Origin of the sequence: Clostridioides sp. GD02377, assembly GCF_045899875.1 — a bacterium.
GTDB classification, from domain to species: Bacteria; Bacillota; Clostridia; order Peptostreptococcales; family Peptostreptococcaceae; genus Clostridioides; species Clostridioides difficile_A.
In genome coordinates, this window is sequence record NZ_JBJODA010000002.1 from 230,724 (window position 1) to 250,159 (window position 19,436).

A 19,436-nucleotide genomic window follows, 5' to 3' on the forward strand; every position below is an offset into this window, starting at 1 on the left:
AGGAGGGAGTATTTAAATTTTGATAAAGTATATGATTGCAGGTGAGAGAATATGAAAACAGGCACAATTGTAAAGGTGTCAGGACCGCTTGTTGTAGCGGAGGGCATGAGAGATGCGAATATGTTTGACGTCGTAAGAGTTTCAGATAAACATCTTATAGGCGAGATTATAGAAATGCATGGAGATAAAGCTTCTATACAGGTTTATGAGGAGACTTCTGGTCTAGGACCAGGGGAGGAAGTTGTTTCTCTTGGAATGCCTATGAGTGTTGAGCTTGGACCAGGTCTTATTTCAACTATTTATGATGGTATTCAACGTCCACTTGAAAAAATGTATGATATTTCAGGTACTAATATAACTAAAGGTGTTGAGGTATCTTCACTTGATAGAGAAGTTAAGTGGGAATTTAAACCTAAAAAAGCTGTAGGCGATAAAGTTGTATCTGGTGATATAATTGGTGGAGTTCAAGAAACAGCTGTAGTGGAATGTAAAATTATGGTTCCTTATGGAGTTAATGGTACTATAAAAGAAATATATTCTGGAGAATTTACTGTTGAAGATACAGTTTGTGTTATTACAGATGAAAAAGGTAACGATATAGCTGTAACTATGATGCAAAAATGGCCAGTTAGAAAAGAAAGACCATATAGAGAAAAGAAAACACCAGATTCACTTCTTGTTACAGGTCAAAGAGTTATAGATACATTTTTCCCAATCACAAAAGGTGGGGTAGCAGCTATACCAGGTCCTTTTGGAAGTGGAAAAACTGTTACACAACATCAGCTTGCTAAATGGGCAGATGCAGATATAGTTGTATATATAGGTTGTGGTGAACGTGGAAATGAAATGACTGATGTTCTTCTTGAGTTCCCTGAATTAAAAGACCCAAGAACAGGCGAGTCACTTATGCAAAGAACTGTGCTTATAGCAAATACATCAGACATGCCAGTTGCCGCACGTGAAGCTTCTATATACACTGGTATTACAATAGCTGAATACTTTAGAGATATGGGATATAGTGTTGCACTTATGGCAGACTCTACATCAAGATGGGCTGAGGCTCTTAGAGAGATGAGTGGTCGTCTAGAGGAGATGCCTGGTGAAGAAGGTTATCCTGCATACTTAGGTTCACGTCTTGCTCAATTCTATGAGAGAGCAGGAAAGGTAAATTGTCTAGGTATGGATGATAGAGAAGGAACACTTACAGCAATTGGTGCAGTTTCTCCTCCTGGTGGAGATACATCAGAACCTGTCAGCCAAGCAACACTTCGTATAGTAAAAGTATTCTGGGGGCTTGATGCTTCTTTGGCATATAAGCGTCATTTCCCAGCAATCAACTGGTTAACAAGTTATTCACTCTATCAGGAAAAAGTTGATGTATGGACAGATAAAAATGTAAATGATAATTTCTCAGCTCAAAGAGCTCAGGCTATGAAACTTTTACAAGTTGAATCTGAACTTCAAGAAATAGTTCAATTAGTTGGTGTGGATTCACTTTCAGATGGAGATAGATTGATATTAGAAGTTACTCGTTCTATAAGAGAAGACTTCCTTCATCAAAACTCTTTCCACGAAGTTGATACTTACACATCACTTCATAAACAATATAGAATGATGGGACTTATATTAAAATTCTATAAGTCAGCACAAGATGCCATCAAGCAAAATGTTACTATAAATGATATTATCAAGCTTTCAGTTCTTGAAAAGATTGGTCGTGCTAAGTATGTAGAAGAAGACAGTATAGATGCTACTTACGATTCAATTGAAGAGGAAATAGACAATGAGCTTGCAGACCTTATTAAAAAGAGGGGGGCTGAAGAACTATGATAAAGGAATATAAGTCAATACAAGAGGTAGCCGGTCCTCTTATGCTAATAAACGGTGTAGAAGGTGTAAAATTTGATGAACTTGGAGAGATTGAACTTTCAAATGGAGAGATTCGTCGTTGTAAAGTTCTAGAGGTAAATGAAGATACTGCACTTGTTCAGCTTTTTGAAAGTTCAACAGGTATAAACCTTGCTGAAAGTAAAGTTCGTTTTTTAGGAAAGAGTCTTGATTTTGGAGTTTCACCAGATATATTAGGTCGTGTCTTTAGTGGAATGGGTAAACCTATTGATGGAGGCCCAGAAATTATACCAGATAAAAGACTTGATATAAATGGAGCTCCAATAAATCCAGCAGCACGTGATTATCCAGCAGAATTTATACAGACTGGTGTATCTGCGATAGATGGACTTAATACACTGGTTAGGGGGCAAAAGCTTCCTATATTCTCAGCAGCAGGTTTGCCACATGCTAACCTTGCTGTTCAAATTGCAAGACAGGCAAAAGTACGTGGAACTGATTCTAAGTTCGCCGTTGTGTTTGCTGCAGTTGGTATAACTTTTGAAGATGCAGATTTCTTTATAAGTGACTTTAAAGCAACTGGTGCTATTGACCGTTCTGTAGTATTTGTAAACCTTGCAAATGACCCAGCTGTAGAGCGTGTATCTACACCTAGAATGGCACTTACAGCAGCTGAATATCTTGCTTTTGACCAGGGCATGCATGTACTTGTTATAATAACAGATATTACAAACTACGCAGAAGCATTACGTGAAGTTTCAGCAGCTAAAAAAGAAGTACCAGGACGTCGTGGATATCCAGGTTATCTTTATACTGACCTTGCTACAATGTATGAAAGAGCAGGAAAAATGAAAGGGCATGAAGGTTCTATAACTATGATTCCTATACTTACAATGCCTGAGGAGGATAAAACACATCCAATTCCTGACCTTACAGGATACATTACAGAAGGACAGATTATACTTAGCCGTGAACTTTATAAAAAAGATATACAGCCTCCTATAGATGTTTTACCATCACTTTCTCGTCTAAAAGATAAGGGGATTGGTAAAGGTAAAACTCGTGAGGACCATGCAGATACAATGAACCAACTTTTTGCCGCTTATTCAAGAGGTAAAGATGCAAAAGAACTTATGGCAATACTTGGTGAATCTGCACTTTCTGAGATTGATTTAATGTATGCAAAGTTTGCAGATGAATTTGAGAAAGAATATGTTTCACAAGGATTTAGAATTGACAGAACTATTGAGCAAACATTAGAAATTGGATGGAAGCTTCTTAGTATGTTACCAAAGAGTGAACTTAAACGTATTCGTGATGAATATTTTGAAAAATATATGCCTAAGGAGTGATATCTGTGGCTAGATTAAATGTAAATCCAACACGTATGGAAATGACTAGACTTAAGAAACTCCTTAAAACTGCTACAAGAGGTCATAAGCTTCTTAAAGATAAGCTTGATGAACTTATGAAACAATTTCTTGATATTGTAAGAGAAAATAAGCGATTACGTGAAGAAGCAGAAAATGCTCTTGATGGTGCTTATAAAAATTTTATAATTGCAAGAGCAGTTATGAGTCAGGAGTATCTAGGTTCAGCACTTATGATGCCAAAGCAATCTGTTTCAGTAGATGTCTCTACGAAAAATATAATGAGTGTCGATGTTCCTGTGTTTGACTTTAAAACTGAAAACAATCAAAGTGATATTTATCCTTATGGACTTGCCTTTACATCAGGTGAATTAGATTCTGCTATGGAAGCATTCTCAGCTGCTATGGAGCCACTTTTAAGACTTGCAGAAAGTGAGAAAAGTGCACAACTTCTTGCTCAAGAGATAGAAAAGACACGTAGACGTGTTAATGCTCTTGAGAATGTAATGATACCAAATTACATGGAGACTATTAAGTATATTGCTATGAAGCTTGAGGAAAATGAAAGAGCAAGTACTACTAGACTTATGAAGGTTAAGGATATGGTGCTTAAAAAAGCACTTGAAGAAAAGAAGAAAAATAATTTGGTTGTGTAATTAAATACTTATAAAAGTAAGTCTAACATTCTAGTTTATAGGAGTTAGGCTTATTTTTTATGCTCAAATTAAAAATATAGATACCATAAAAATAAAATATTGTTTAAAAGCATACTAGAATTAATCAAAAATAACATATTTAACAAAAATTTCTAAAAATTAACGAACTGTTAATTTACACTTAACTTTATATTAACAAATTAGGTGTATTATATAAACATAAGCAAAAACAATAAAAAACAATTAAAAAAAGATAAAAACACATAAAATACATAAAGGGGGAAGATATGAAAGAATTTATATTTACTTGTCTGTGTATTGTAGTAATTACATTTATGACAAGTTGCATATCAACAACACCACAAACTACTCAAGGAAAAGGAAATAATAAACTTACAATATATGCAGCATTAGAGGAAGAGCAAATAGCTTACTATATGGAAGGTTTTAGAGAAGAGTATCCAAATATAGATGTAGAGATAGTTATGGATTCTCATGGAGTAATAGCTTCAAAATTGTTAGCAGAAAAAGATAATCCGCAAGCTGATGTTATATGGGGATTGTCAGCAATGAACATGATAGAGTTAAAAGAAGATGGAGCCCTTGAAGTGTATAAGCCAAAAAATTATGATAAGGTTGATAAAAAATTCAAAGATATTGGAGAAGATGTATCCTGGGTAGGAATGAGTGTACCAGAAACAGCTATAGTAGTTAATTATAAAGAGCTTGAAAAACTAGGTATTGATGTTCCAAAAAGTTATAAAGATTTGATAAAACCAGAATATAAAGGGTTAATAACAATGCCAAATCCAGCATCATCTGGAACAGGGTATCTTACAGTATCAGGACTTATTCAAATGATGGGCGAAAAAGATGCTTACGATTATATGGATAAATTACATAAAAATATAGCTACATATACACACTCTGGTTCAAAGCCTGCTAAACTAGCTGGTTCTGGAGAATATCCAATAGGTATTACACTTGGATATAGAGCTACACAACAATTATCTAGTGGTGAACCTATAGAAGTAGTATTTCCGAAAGAGGGTTCAGGTTGGGATTTAGAAGCAAATGCTTTAGTTAAAAAAGAGAATATAAAAAAAGAAGCAAAGATATTTTTAGACTGGGCAATGAGTGATTCAGCTATGAATAGATATGCACACGAAGTAGCAGTTACTTCTATAAAGACAAATAATCCGGTTCCAAAGGGTTATTCTAAACAACCATTTGAACAGCTAATAAAGGAAGTAGATTTAAACTCTGCTGCAAAAAATAGAGGTATGGTATTAAAAACTTGGGAATCAAAGTATGGTTCAAAATCTGAAAGTAAGTAAAATTTAACTGAATAGTTTAGAAGAGATAATTTTAGGAGAAAAAAATTTAAAATAAAAATATAATTAGATAAGGGGAGATAAGATATGAGTTACTTAAAAATAAATAATGTGTTTAAAAATTATGACCAAAAAAGGGTTTTAAATAATATTAGTTTGGATATTGAAGAAGGTGAATTTTTATGTTTACTTGGGCCTAGTGGATGTGGTAAGACTACATTACTTAGAATAATAGCTGGTCTTGAAGAAGTAAATAGTGGAGCTATAATTCTTCAAGATAAAGATATTACAGATTTAGAACCGTCAAAGAGAGGTTTTGGAATAGTGTTTCAATCATATGCTTTGTTTCCAAATATGACTGCATATAACAATATAGCTTTTCCACTTAAAGAAAGAAAAGTTTCAAAAGAAAAAATAGATAATAAAGTTAAGGAAGTTCTTGAAATAGTGGGATTAACTCATGAAGCTCATAAATATCCTAAAGCGTTATCAGGTGGGCAACAACAAAGAATTGCAATAGCGAGAGCATTAGCGCTTGAACCAAAGTTTTTGCTTTTAGATGAGCCAATGTCTGCATTAGATGCAAAGGTTAGACACAAGCTTAGAATGGATATTAAAAGGCTACAAAAAGAACTTAATATAACAACAATAATGGTAACACATGACCAAGAAGAAGCTATAACAATGGCAGATAAAATCGCTATTTTAAACGGAGGAGATATAATGCAGATAGGAACTCCAGAGGAAATATATCAAAATCCTCAAAATCTATTTACAGCTCAATTTATAGGAGATACAAACTGCTTTGATGATGGAGATTCTATATTAACTGTAAGACCTGAATATGTTCAAATGGAGAAATCAACAAAAGAAAATTATCAAGGAATAATATCTAACATAGAGTTCAGAGGAAATCTCCTAAGAGTAGAAATAAAAGATAAATTAAATGAAAATTTCATAATAAGTGATGTTTCTATAAAAGAATGGGTTAATTTAAATTTAGTAGAAGGTGACCTTGTAAAGATAAATATAGATGAAAAATACTATTTAAAGTATCCAAAAGTTAAAGGAGCATAAGTATATGAATAATAATGCTATGAGTTCTAAGGGTATAAGTCTTAAATCAAAAATGAATCTAGATATAAAAAAGTGCATGCTTACAGTATTGGTTATGTCTTTAGTAATATTCTTACTGGCACCTATAATATATCTATTTGTGCAGGCATTTTTAGATAAAGATGGAGTCTTTGTTGGATTGCAAAACTTCCAAGAATACTTAGCTTCTGAAGCTCTGTTGAATTCGCTGAAAAATACAGTATTTGTATCTATTATATCAACTGTAATATCATTAACACTTGCATTAGTATATGCGTATGCACTAACGAGGACAAAGATTAAATTTAAGGGATTTTTTAAGTCGTTAGCAATGTTTCCTATGTTTGCTCCAACAATGATGCACGCAATAGGCTTAGTATATTTGTTTGGGAATCAAGGGGTTGTAACTAATTTACTTGGAATACATGTTCCAATATATGGAGCAGTAGGAATAATATTAGCACAAATTATATATGTATTTCCTCAATCATTTCAAATACTTTATATATCATTAAGTTCAACGGATTATAGATTATATGAAGCTAGTAACACTATGGGTATAAGTAAAATAAGAGAATTTATAAGTATAACAATTCCTAGTATAAAATACTCTTTGATAAGTTCTGCATTTGTATCATTTACATTATGCTTTACAGACTTTGGAGCTCCAAAAGTAATTGGAGGAGAGTTTAATGTATTATCAATAGATGTGTATAAGCAGATTATAGGACAACAAAATATGCCAATGGGTGCTACTGTATCAATTTTACTTTTAATACCTGCAATAATATCATTTATGGTAACTAAAAAAATTGAAAAGAATCAAAATTCGTATATAAATTCAAAGTCAATTCCATATAAAATTAAATCTAATAAATTAAGAGATAGTATTTTTGGTGGGATTGTAGGGTTTATTGCATTTGGTATAATAGCTGTAATGTTAACTGTAATCTTATCATCCTTAATATCTGTTTGGCCATATGATTTAAGACTCACACTAGAACACTTTTCTATGAAAAATAGTATTGATGGAATTACACCATTTATAAATTCAATAAAAATGTCACTATTAACAGCTATTCTTGGTACAAGCTTTGTTTTCTTATTTGCATATCTAAATGAAAAAACAGAAAAAGCTCCGTATTTAAAATCATTTGGATATTTTTTAAGTACATTACCTATGGCATTGCCAGGGTTGGTTTTAGGTATATCTTATGTACTATTTTTTAATAAGTTAGAGTTTAATTTTATGGATACAATATACATTAAAAACTTATTCAATGGATTATATGGAACAGTACTTATAATGGTTATATGTAATGTAGTACATTTCTTTTCAGTAGCGTTTATAACTGCTACTACAGCCATTAAGAAAGTAGATAAGGAATTAGATATGGTGGCTAAGTCGATGGGGATAAACAGTGCATCAATTCTTAAAAATGTAACTATACCACTTTGTTTGCCAGCAGTTTTAGAAAATTTTATGTATTTTTTCTTAAACTCTATGGTGACCATATCAGCTTTAGTATTTATATATACTGCAAGTTCAAAAGTGGCTGCAATATCAATTGTACAATTGGATGATAAAGGTAGCACTGCACAGGCTGCAGCATTGGCAGTATTAATACTAATTACAAACATATTAGTGAAAGTAATACATGAGTTCATAAAAAATCGTTTGGAAAAAAGGACAAATCTTAACTAAATAAATTCTTAAAAAAATACAAATTAAAAAAGTCTATTCTTGTTATTTATGGAATAGACTTTTTAAGCTTAGAATTAATGTTAATCACGTGTTTTAAATTTCCTTTTATTATCGTACATTTGAGAATCTGCACGATGATATGTATCAAACAAAGAAACATCTAATTTATCATCAAAAACAGCATATCCAATAGACATTGATAACTTTAACTCGTTAGTCGAGTTTTCTTCAATTATTTTTAAATTGATATTATTTATAATAGTATTTATCTCTTCATGAGATGAATTTTTTAGAATGACTATGTATTCATCTCCGCCAACACGATAAACTACATGTTTTTTAGCTATAACATCTCTTATAATTTTACTTGCATGCTTAATGTATAAATCTCCTGTCTGATGACCAAATTTATCATTGATTTTTTTTAAGCCATCTAAGTCTATTGATATGATAGATATTAGCTTTTTTATACTTAAATTGTTCAAATTATTCATGTCTATTTCGAAGGCATTTCTATTTTTTAAACCTGTTAAGTAATCTGTATTAGCAAAATCAGTATATGTAGGGTTTGATATACGCTTAAATAGAACTACCGCAACCAATGCTGATATTAGACAAGTCAATAATGCTATAAGTGGTGTAACTATGCTTATAAATTTAAATGTATTGTATTGATGGTTTGCTTCAAATTCAATTCCTATTACCCCAACAACTTCACCATCATTATTGTGAATAGGAAAGTATGATATGAATATGTATCCCCAGGATGTTGCTTTAATTTTTTTAGGGAGCAATATATTATTATCCAGCGCTTTGTTAAGGTCACCCCAAATTTCTTTTTCTATTAAATCACCAGCGTTTCTAAAATCACTCCTAGATGAATCTAAGCCATCAACAACATACACTAATGAGCCATCTTTTGTTTTTTTAGCAGTATATAGATACATGACTCCAGTGGTATTTTTTATAGATTCTAATAAGGTCTTAGAACTTTTATAAGAGTTTTTTGATTGGTCTTCTTTAGAGTTAATTTCAGTAAATGTATCTTTATCAATATTTTTTTCTGCATACTCATATATGCGTCTAGAACTTTCACTCAAAGTATATATCATATCATTGTAAGTCAATTGATAGTTAAAAAAATACACACACGAAGAAGATATTATTACAATAATTTCAGTAAGTATTGAAACCTGCATATCAACTCTATTAAATTTTTTATTTATTTTCATAGCTTAGTTGTTTTGTGAAAAGAGCTTCCCACAATCTCCTCATAATTAATATATATCTATAAATTTCACCATAATATATCTATATATTACCAAATTTATATAAAAATTACAACGAATAAACAAGCCTATAACCTTAAAATATAAAGCTTTATAGAATTATAATATATTTTAATAAATATTTTAATATTACTTATATTATAAATATTTTATTTATAAATATTTGCTATTATATCACATATTATATCAATTCTTTTAAAAGGTGTAATAATGTAATAACCATCTACATAGGGTTCAATTTCTTTTGCTATTTGAGTAGATATATTAATAGCAAGCTTGGTAGACTCTTCTTTTGATGTATCTTTGTACAGGTCTATAATATTTTGAGAAACAGTAATCCCTGAAATCTCATTATTCATAAAGCAAGCATTTCTATAGCTTACAACAGGTATTATTCCTCCAAGTATCTTTGCAGGAAGTATTTCTTTAGCTTTTTTTAGGTTTATTAAAGCTTGTTCTGTTAAAACTGGCTGAGTTAAAAACATAGTAACTCCATTTTCTATTTTAATCTTAGCATGTTTAAGTTGAGAATCGAAGTTTATTGCATTTATATTTAATGCTCCAAGTATATTAAAAGGTGTATTAAATGTATTTTCATTCAATGTTTTTATGTAATTTGCTAATATTGAGGAATTAAAGCTAAACATAGCTTTTATTTCATCTCTTTCAGCAGATGGTATAGGGTCTCCAGTTACTACAAGTACATTATCTATATTTTCAATATTAAGTCCTAAAAGGAGAGCTTTAGTTGCATTAATATTCCTATCTCTACATGTCATATGAGGTATAGGGGTAATATCTAATTCTCTTTTTATTTTGCAAGCTAATAAACTACTATCAACTCTTGCCCTAGCTATTGGACAATCTGCAATTGTAATTGCATCGACTCCGTGGTCTTTTAATTTTTTGGCACTACTCATAAAAAATTCAATATCTGTATCAATTGGAGGGTCTAATTCAACTGCTATAATTTTTTTACCTACTTCAAGTTTTTCCAAAAGTTTATTTTTTGATATTGGTTTGATTTTTTCCTTTGAAGAAATAACTTTTTCTATAGCAGATTCACCTCTATATGAAGAATTTATTATATCAACAGTCTTTTTTATAAATTCTGGCGTTGTACCACAACATCCACCTAATATATGAATCCCTTGGTTTAGTATTTCCAACATTTGTTCTGAAAAATAGTCTGAATTATCTTCAAAAAAAGTACGGTTATTGATGATAGTAGGATAGCCTGCGTTAGGCATAATGGAAACTATACTGTCATTAATATCAATTGTCTTTATAAAATGCAATAGATGATGTGGTCCAGAGATACAATTAAATCCTAATGCGTCTATGTTTTTATTCTTTGAAATAGATTCAAATATTTTTGCACCACTTTTTCCAAGTCTAGTAAATCCCTCAGGATTAACTGCAAATTCTGTTAATATAAATGAATTTGGTTGTTTTTTCTTTATATAACTTGAGATTTCTGGTAGATATTCATCATTACTAAATGTTTCAAATATAAAGTTTGTTGCACCAAGCTCTAAAAATATATCTACTATTTTTTTATAGTCAGATAGTAAATCTCTGTCATTTAAAGCAGGTATTGGACCTATGTCAGCAAATACAAATACATCTGTATTTTTTGTTGCCTCTAATGCAATTTCATATCCATTTTTGATAATATCTTTGACAGTTTTAAAATCACATTCTAGGAGTATTTCATTGGCAGCAAAGGTATTTGTTTTAATAGCTTTACACCCAGCTCTTATATATTCTCTATGAATAGATAAAATTGTAGATGCATCATTGATATTAGCCATTTCACAGTTGAAAGCGTTATTCTTTAGTTTAGAATAGTATGTTCCCATAGCACCATCAAAAACTAAGATAGAGTCTTTTATATATTCATTTATGTTCATTGATTCACCTCATAAGAATTTAAAATATTTTAAATATTAGTATATCAACCCCAAAAAAGCTTGTCAATCTTTGGAAAATATAGAATAAATAATTCTAATTAATTACAAGTTTATTATTTATTGAACTATATCCACTTAATTGATGTTAAGATAAGAATTATAATAGTAATTGAGGAAATAATTATATTTATACTTATGAGTATATAGCAATTATATTTATGATAGAGAGTTTAACTAAATAAGTTGATAAATCTAGCTGTATAAATAAATTTAAAATTTTATAATCTATAAGAGGTGGGAAATGAAAGATAGACTTGATTTAACAGAAGGAAGAATTACAGAAAAATTACTTAAACTATCACTTCCAATAATGGGGACTTCATTTATACAAATGGGATACAACATGATAGATATGATATGGGTTGGTAAAGCTGGAAGTAAGGCAGTAGCAGCGGTTGGAACGGCTGGATTTTTTCCATGGCTTGCAATGGCATTTATTATGATTTCTAAGGTGGGTGGAGAAGTAAAAGTAGCACAAAGTATAGGAGAAAACAATATAAGTGCCACCAAATCATATATAAAATCAGCAATAGAAATAAATATTATGTTAGCAATAATATATACAATATCTTTAATAGTGCTTAATAAACAACTGATAGGTTTTTTTAAATTAGGAGATTTAGAAGTTATTACTATGTCTAGACAATATTTGATAATAGTAGCCTTAGGTATGGTATTTTATTTTATAAACCCAGTGTTTACTGCAATTTTCAATGGTCTTGGAAATAGCAAAACTCCTTTTTGCATTAATACAGTAGGATTAATAACTAATATTATACTTGACCCTATATTAATTTTTGGATGGGGTCCTGCTCCAAGACTTGGTGTAGCAGGAGCTGCTATAGCAACTGTATTTGCACAGATAGTAGTTACAATGTGTTTTTTATATATAGTTCTTAAGAGTAAAGAAGAATATTTTAGAATAAAGATATTTAGAAAAATAGAACTTAGATATTATAAAGTGTTGTATAAATTAGGTTTTCCCGTAGCGATACAGAATGGAATGTTCACAGTATTTTCAATGTTGCTAGGAGTAATCGTAGCATCATGGGGACCTGTTGCTGTTGCTGTTCAAAAAGTGGGCTCACAGATAGAAGCAATATCGTGGATGACTGCTGAAGGATTAGCAGTTGCATTAGGAAGTTTCGTTGGACAAAACTATGGTGCTAAAAAGTACTCTAGAATAAACAAGGGTTGTAAAATAGGTATAATTGTGTCTTCTATACTTGGAATAATAACTACTTTAGTACTAGTATTTGCAGGAGAGAGTATATTTTCTGTTTTTATAGATGAAAGTGAAGCTATAGAAAAAGGGGCAACTTATCTTAAAATCCTAGGATATTCTCAGTTTTTTATGTGTTTAGAGATAATTACAACGGGAGCTTTCAAAGGATTAGGGAGAACCTATATACCTTCTACTATAGTTACTATATTGACTGGTGCAAGAGTACCATTAGCTTACCTTATATCCAGACCAGAAATATTAGGTTTAGATGGTGTATGGTGGAGTATAACGTTATCAAGTATCTTAAAAGGGACACTAATGATAAGTTTATTTATATATTTACTTAAAGTTGGAAAGTTGTATAAGATGTCTGAATAAAATTAAAATTATCTTAAATGTATAGACATTTTCTTTATTTGTATATAAAATTATCTTATTATGCAAAAGATTTAACTAATAAGGAGTGAATTAAATGAAAGAGCCAATTTATAAAGTTATAGAAAATCATGTTAGAGAATTAATAAATTCAGATAGTTTGAAGAAAGGGGATTTAATCCCCTCTGAAAAACAGCTAAGTGAGGAGTTTAATGTGACTAGAATGACTGTAAGGTCTGCACTAAATAACTTAGTAAAAGAAGGATATATAGCCAGACAAAGAGGTGTAGGAAGTATAGTTCTTGCAAATAATATATATGATAATATATCATCTGTCAGTGGATTTACTAAAGAGATGGAAAGTAAAGGATATAAAGTATCTAACATATTGGTATCTCTTGAGATAGTTCAGGCAGATGAAGAATTATCAAGTAGATTGAATATAAGTCTGGAAGAAAATGTATGGGAAATAAAAAGAGTAAGATTAGCAAATGATGCAAGAGTTTCATATATGATTACTTATATGCCAGTTAAGCTATTTCCAAATTTAAATAAGATGCATTGTGAAAATTCTCTTTATAATTTTGTTGAAGAAGTGTGTGGATATAAGATAGCTATGTCAGAGAGAGAAGTACAAGCTGTAATATCAAATGAAGAATGTATGGTCAACTTGAAGTTAGAAGAACCAGAGGCACTTTTATATATAAATCAAATCTGCAAGTTACAAAATAGTGAGGTTTTTGAATACTCACACACATATCATCATGGATATACTTTAACTTTGAGTGCTGTTGTCGAATAAAATTTAAATAAAATGAAAAAGTTTTCTTGAAATGTATATACATTTGATATATAATAATATCAAGAATTAAATGTATATACATTTAAAAATAAGATATATACATTGGAATAATAATTAATAAAAAAGCATACTTTAAATGTATAATTTAAAGAAATTATGACTTAAAAAATATTTAATAAATCTAATTTGGAGGGAAAAAAATGATAAAAATAATGTTAGCTTGTTCAGCAGGAATGTCAACTAGTTTGTTAGTTACGAAAATGGAGGATGCTGCAAAGGAAAACGATATAGAGGCGAAAATATGGGCTATATCAGAAGTAAACTTAAAAAATGAAATAGAAAATTGTGATGTCTTACTTTTAGGACCTCAAGTTAGATATGTATTAGGAAAAGCAACTGAAATGGCAAAACCACATAATATTCCAGTAGAAGTTATAAATATGATGGATTATGGAAGATGTAATGGAAAATCTGTATTAGATAGAGCCATAGAATTAAATAATTCGAAATAAAGTTGTACTGGAGGATGTAAATATGGAAAAGTTCATGTCATTTATGGATAAATATATAGTGCCTGTAGCTGCTAAAATAGGAGCTCAAAGGCACTTAGTAGCAGTAAGGGATGCATTTATAGCTATGATACCTATAACTATGGTAGGTGCATTAGGAACATTAATAAACAACTTGCCACTAAAAGCATATAAGAACTTAATGGCAAGTATATTTGGAGAAAACTGGACTACATTTGGAGGCGATCTTTGGTGGGGAGCAATAGGTACTATGGCAGTATTTTTAGTAATAGGTGTTGCCTATTTCTTAGCTAAATCTTATGAAAGTGATGGGTTACAGGCTGGACTTATAGCACTATCTATCTTTTTTATAATGGCTCCACAAATTGGTAAAATAGTTCCTGAAGGAGGAACTACAGCAGTTGAAGGATGGGGAATGATACAACAAACTTACTTAGGTACAGCAGCATTGTTCTCTTCTATATTAATAGGATTATTATCAACTGAGATATTTGTAAGATTATCTAAAGTAAAAAAATTAACTATAAAAATGCCAGATGGAGTTCCACCAGCAGTTTCAAGGTCATTTGCAAAGTTAATACCAGGAATGTTAACTATAATGATATTTACAGTAATAGGACTATTTATAAAGATGTTTTCAAATGGAAGTTTCTTAACAGATATTCTAAATACTTATTTAGGAGCACCACTATCAAATGTAGCTGATAGTCTAGGTTCTACAATGCTTATTGCATTTATAATTCATATACTTTGGACTGTTGGTCTTCATGGTGCAAATATAGCACTTCCTTTTACAGAAACTATACTTATGAAGTTAGGTGGAGAAAATGCTGCTTTAGCCCAAGCAGGAGCAACTGAAGGATACCATGTACTTGCAGGTTCATTCTTTGATGCATTTGTATATTTAGGTGGTTCTGGAATGGTATTAGGATTAATTATAGCTTTAATAATAGCAGGAAGAAGACGTAAAGAAATGATAGTATTAGGTGGGCCACCAGCAATATTTAATATAGGAGAACCATTAATATTTGGACTTCCAATAGTTTTAAATCCTATATTTATGATTCCATTTGTACTTGCACCAGTAATATGTAGTGCTGTATCATACTTAGCAATAGATTTTGGATTAGTAGCACCAGTAATTTTACCTAAAATACCTTGGGTGACACCTCCTATACTAGGTGGAGCAATGGCTACAGGCGATTGGACTGGTGGAGCTTTAGCACTATTTAATTTAATATTGTCAATATTAATATATATTCCATTCGTCATAGCATCTGAAAAAATGGAGGCTAAGAAACTAAAAAATTAACAACTAGGTAATTTTATACGCATAATTAATTTATCAAGTTGTATAGAATACACTAAATTATAGGTAAGGATGGTATAATGAGATGAAAAATGGACTAAAAATAGTTACAATCGGAGGAGGTTCAAGTTATACTCCTGAGCTTGTAGAGGGTTTTATAAATAGATATGAAGAGCTACCTGTAAAGGAATTGTGGCTTGTAGATATAGAGGATGGAAAAGAAAAATTAGAGATAGTAGGAAATTTAGCTAAAAGGATGGTAAAAAAAGCTGGAATAGATATGAAAATAAATCTTACATTAGATAGAAGAGAAGCTCTAAAAGATGCAGATTTCGTGACAACACAACTTAGAGTAGGTCTTTTAGATGCAAGAATTAAAGATGAAACTATTCCTTTATCTCATGGAGTTATGGGTCAAGAAACTAATGGTGCTGGAGGGCTATTCAAAGCCCTTCGCACAATACCAATTATATTTGATATAATAAAAGATGTGGAAGAATTATGTCCAAATGCATGGATGGTGAACTTTACAAATCCAACAGGAATAATAACGGAAGCTGTATTCAAATATACTAACTTTAAAAAATATATAGGTTTATGTAATGTTCCAATTCATTTAAAAAACGATGTTGCCAAACTATTTAATGTAAAAAGCGATAGAGTAAGTATGGATTTTGCAGGTCTTAATCATATGGTTTATGGTTTAAATGTATTTTTAGATGGAGAAGATGTTACAAAAGAAGCAATAGATAAGTTTGTTAAAGCAGATATAAGTATGCAAAACATAAAGGCAATTGACTTTAATTCAGAATTTATAAAATCTCTAGGTGCAATACCTTGTCCATATCATAGATATTATTATAAAACTAAAGAAATGCTTGAAGATGAGTTGAGAGAGTTTAAAGAAGGAAAAGCCAGAGGTCAAGTAGTTAAAGAATTAGAGGAGCAACTATTTGATTTGTATAAAGATGAAAAACTAGATATAAAACCACCTCAGCTTGAAAAAAGAGGGGGAGCTTATTATAGTGATGCAGCTTGTAATTTGATAAGCTCTATATACAATGATAAAAAAGATATTCAAGTAGTTAATACATTAAACAATGGTGCAATAAGAGACTTTAAAGACGAGCAAGCTGTAGAAGTCAGCAGTGTAATAACAAAAAATGGTCCAAAACCACTAAGTATGGGATACTTACCAGATTCTGTACATGGGTTAGTAAGTCAAATTAAGTCATTTGAAGTATTGGCAGCTAAAGCAGCTGTCTATGGAGATTATGAATCTGCCCTTTTGGCACTTTGTATAAATCCATTGATTCCTTCAGATGATTTGGCGAAAACTATATTAGATGAAATGTTAGAAGCTCATAAGGATTATCTTCCTAGATTTAATAGATAATCTATAGAAAGTAGGTTGTGGTATGACTAAAATTATAATAAATGCAGATGACTTTGGCTATTGTGAAGCTGTGAATTATGGTATAATATCAGCTCATAATAATGGGATAGTGAAGTCTACTTCTATGATGGCGAATATGCCTGGAGTAGAACATGGAGTAAAATTACTTAAAGAAAATAAGTCTTTAAATTGTGGCGTTCACATGACTTTAAGCTGTGGTAGACCATTATTATCTGACTTAAAAACTATTGTTGACAAAGAAGGTTTTTTTATTAGAAGAATTACAGACGAAATTATTAAAAATATGGATTGTGATGAGATTTATAGAGAACTTTGTGCTCAAATAGATAAAGTAAAAGAACTTGGAATAGAAATATCTCATCTGGATAGTCACCATCATATCCATACTTTAGTAAGTTTAAAGCCAGTTATAGAGAAGATTGTAAATAAGTATGACCTTCCAATAAGAGGCGGATTTGAATATAATTTAGAGTATTCAAAGGTAGTTCCATTAATTGATAGTTTTTATAAGGAAAATGTAAGTGAAGAGTTTTTTATAAAAAATATAGACAAAATAATGAAGTATGATGTAGTGGATATTATGTCTCACCCAGCTTTTTTAGATGATTATATTTTAAATTCTACATCTTATGCAATTGATAGAACAAAAGAGCATAGGATACTTACATCTAAAGGGGTCAAAGAATTTTTAGAAAAGAATGGATTAGTCATATCAAGCTATAGAGATATTTAGGAGGTAGAATATATGGATGAAAAAATGATAGAAATATCTTTTGGAATAATTGGATTTGCAGGGGATGCAAAAGGATTGGCATTTGAAGCTATAAAAGAAGCGAAGAGTGGAAATATAGACAAAGCTAGAGAATGTATTGAAAAGTCAAAAGAATCAATTCATAAAGCTCATAAATTCCAAACAGAACTAATACAAAATGAAGCTAGTGGTAATAAAACTGATATAAGCGTTATACTTATTCATGCACAAGACCATTTAATGACATCTATGAATTTTCAGCAATTAGCAGAAGAATTTATAGATGTATATGAAAGATTAGAAAATAAGTAATTTAAAGCATTTATCATAAAAAGAGTATCTGTAATGATTTATTATAATTATTACAGATACTCTTTTTATTAAAATAGAATTTACTAATCTATTATGCTTTTATCCATGTTTTAAAATTTAGACTTCTCATAATTATAAGGTATACTAGTGCCAACAACTACATCTTCAATTTTTTCAATAATAAGCCAATCATCCATATTTTAAACCCTTCTTACTAAAGATTTCTTTATAAATTGTATTTTATCATTGTTTAACTGAAAAGTCATTCTGTCTATATAAAAATTCAAGTTTTAAATTATTGTTTAATATGAGAAAACCTTATCTGTAGTATATATAATTAAGATTAATTAGGAATTTTTATCCTTTTACAAAATAATATTGACTAAAAATAGAAAAATGCTATAATAAATATGTGCTTATGATAATCAATATCATATAAATATAATAAACAAGTAGGAGAAAAAATCATGAAAAAAATAAAATCACTTGCAATATTTATATCTATTATAACTACGCTAGTACTTGTTACAGCATGTTCAGATAAGAATGCAGAGAATGAAGATAAATCAGATACAAGGGTTGTACAATCTGTTAAAGGAGAGGTTAAAATACCATCAAATCCTAAAAAAATAGTTGATATATCAGGAAGTAGTGAAGAACTATTATTAGTAGGCCATAAACCTGTTGCAACAGCAAATGTAGACTCATATGAAACTGATAAATTACCAAGTTACATAAGAGAAGAACTTAAAGATGTAAAAATAGTTGGACACTCAATGATGGATACTATGGATATGGAAGCTATATTGGAAGTAAATCCTGATTTAATAATAATGAGTCAAAGACAAGAGAAAATATATGACCAATTAAAAGAAATAGCACCTGTAGTAATGATGAAAGATTATGCAAATGACTGGAGAAGTAAGTTAACTGATGTTTCAAAGTTATTTGATAAAGAAGAGGATGCTAAAAACTGGTTACAGAAGTATGATGAAAAGGCTACAAAATTGGGTAAAGAAGTTACGGAGAAAAATGGAGAAAAAACTTACTTACCAGTATTAGCTAGTTCAGGTCAATTTATGGTATTTAGTGATGGTGGAATAGGAACTTTAATCAATGATGATATGAAGCTAGCTAGACCTAAGAATATGCCTAAACAAGATGGAATAACATTGCCAATGGTAAGTATGGAAGGTCTAACAGATATAGATGCAGACCATATAGTTGTAATTGCCACAGAAGCAGATAAAAAAGATTTAGAAAATAGTGCTATCTGGGCTCAAATAAGAGCAGTAAAAGATGGAAATGTAACAATACTTGACGCAGCGCCATTTTTTAGTCAATCATATAATCCAATCGGAAAAGAGTTATTATTAGAATCAGTTAAAAATGAATTAACAAAGTAATTCTTAACTTAGTAGGTGTGAGATAATGATATTCATTTT

Annotated in this window: 16 protein-coding genes; 14 read left to right on the top strand and 2 right to left on the bottom strand. The window is 30.4% G+C overall.

Annotated elements, in window-relative coordinates:
- Positions 1-51 precede the first annotated feature (51 nt).
- The 6 genes from Q3304_RS02860 (at position 52) to Q3304_RS02885 (ending at position 8,008) form a co-directional block, all read left to right on the top strand.
- Positions 52-1,830, top strand: a complete 1,779-nt coding sequence (locus Q3304_RS02860) for a V-type ATP synthase subunit A (RefSeq protein WP_074179830.1) — start codon at positions 52-54, stop codon at positions 1,828-1,830.
- Entirely contained in the window at positions 1,827-3,200 is a 1,374-nt protein-coding gene (locus tag Q3304_RS02865; RefSeq protein ID WP_407814288.1) for a V-type ATP synthase subunit B, read from the top strand. The genes Q3304_RS02860 and Q3304_RS02865 overlap by 4 nt, the downstream gene beginning before the upstream one ends.
- A 5-nt stretch (positions 3,201-3,205) precedes the next feature.
- Positions 3,206-3,874 carry a V-type ATP synthase subunit D gene (locus Q3304_RS02870; RefSeq protein WP_054271482.1) on the top strand — a complete coding sequence of 223 codons (669 nt, stop codon included), beginning with the start codon at positions 3,206-3,208 and terminating at the stop codon, positions 3,872-3,874.
- A gap of 287 nt (positions 3,875-4,161) precedes the next feature.
- Entirely contained in the window at positions 4,162-5,211 is a 1,050-nt protein-coding gene (locus Q3304_RS02875) for a putative 2-aminoethylphosphonate ABC transporter substrate-binding protein (protein ID WP_407814289.1), read from the top strand.
- 84 nt (positions 5,212-5,295) lie between these two features.
- Entirely contained in the window at positions 5,296-6,285 is a 990-nt protein-coding gene (locus Q3304_RS02880; RefSeq protein WP_407814290.1) for an ABC transporter ATP-binding protein, read from the top strand.
- A 4-nt stretch (positions 6,286-6,289) separates the two neighbouring features.
- Positions 6,290-8,008, top strand: a complete 1,719-nt coding sequence (locus Q3304_RS02885) for a putative 2-aminoethylphosphonate ABC transporter permease subunit (protein WP_054271479.1) — start codon at positions 6,290-6,292, stop codon at positions 8,006-8,008.
- Between the two features lie 80 nt (positions 8,009-8,088).
- Here Q3304_RS02885 and Q3304_RS02890 read toward each other — a convergent pair whose 3' ends face one another.
- Both Q3304_RS02890 and Q3304_RS02895 read right to left on the bottom strand, forming a co-directional pair.
- Positions 8,089-9,240 carry a GGDEF domain-containing protein gene (locus Q3304_RS02890; protein ID WP_407814291.1) on the bottom strand — a complete coding sequence of 384 codons (1,152 nt, stop codon included), beginning with the start codon at positions 9,238-9,240 and terminating at the stop codon, positions 8,089-8,091.
- A gap of 206 nt (positions 9,241-9,446) precedes the next feature.
- Positions 9,447-11,210 (bottom strand): bifunctional homocysteine S-methyltransferase/methylenetetrahydrofolate reductase, encoded by a 1,764-nt coding sequence (locus Q3304_RS02895; protein WP_407814292.1) that lies wholly within the window; start codon positions 11,208-11,210, stop codon positions 9,447-9,449.
- 301 nt (positions 11,211-11,511) lie between these two features.
- On the opposite strand from Q3304_RS02895, the gene Q3304_RS02900 reads away from it, so the two are divergent.
- From Q3304_RS02900 to Q3304_RS02935, 8 genes are all read left to right on the top strand, one after another.
- The gene (locus tag Q3304_RS02900; protein WP_054271476.1) at positions 11,512-12,873 is read left to right on the top strand and encodes an MATE family efflux transporter; all 1,362 of its coding nucleotides are present in this window, start codon (positions 11,512-11,514) and stop codon (positions 12,871-12,873) included.
- 94 nt (positions 12,874-12,967) lie between these two features.
- Positions 12,968-13,672 (top strand): GntR family transcriptional regulator, encoded by a 705-nt coding sequence (locus Q3304_RS02905; RefSeq protein WP_054271475.1) that lies wholly within the window; start codon positions 12,968-12,970, stop codon positions 13,670-13,672.
- 200 nt (positions 13,673-13,872) lie between these two features.
- Positions 13,873-14,184: a PTS sugar transporter subunit IIB gene (locus Q3304_RS02910; protein WP_407814293.1), complete on the top strand. Its 312-nt coding sequence runs from the start codon at positions 13,873-13,875 to the stop codon at positions 14,182-14,184.
- Between the two features lie 22 nt (positions 14,185-14,206).
- Positions 14,207-15,514, top strand: coding sequence for a PTS sugar transporter subunit IIC (locus tag Q3304_RS02915; protein ID WP_054271474.1), 1,308 nt, complete (start codon positions 14,207-14,209; stop codon positions 15,512-15,514).
- 82 nt (positions 15,515-15,596) lie between these two features.
- The gene (locus Q3304_RS02920) at positions 15,597-16,907 is read left to right on the top strand and encodes a 6-phospho-beta-glucosidase (protein ID WP_407814294.1); all 1,311 of its coding nucleotides are present in this window, start codon (positions 15,597-15,599) and stop codon (positions 16,905-16,907) included.
- 22 nt (positions 16,908-16,929) lie between these two features.
- Positions 16,930-17,661: a chitin disaccharide deacetylase gene (gene chbG / locus Q3304_RS02925; protein ID WP_407814295.1), complete on the top strand. Its 732-nt coding sequence runs from the start codon at positions 16,930-16,932 to the stop codon at positions 17,659-17,661.
- Positions 17,662-17,673: 12 nt separating this feature from the next.
- Positions 17,674-17,991 carry a PTS lactose/cellobiose transporter subunit IIA gene (locus tag Q3304_RS02930; protein WP_021385850.1) on the top strand — a complete coding sequence of 106 codons (318 nt, stop codon included), beginning with the start codon at positions 17,674-17,676 and terminating at the stop codon, positions 17,989-17,991.
- A 467-nt stretch (positions 17,992-18,458) separates the two neighbouring features.
- Positions 18,459-19,397: an ABC transporter substrate-binding protein gene (locus tag Q3304_RS02935; protein WP_054271471.1), complete on the top strand. Its 939-nt coding sequence runs from the start codon at positions 18,459-18,461 to the stop codon at positions 19,395-19,397.
- Positions 19,398-19,436: the final 39 nt, after the last annotated feature.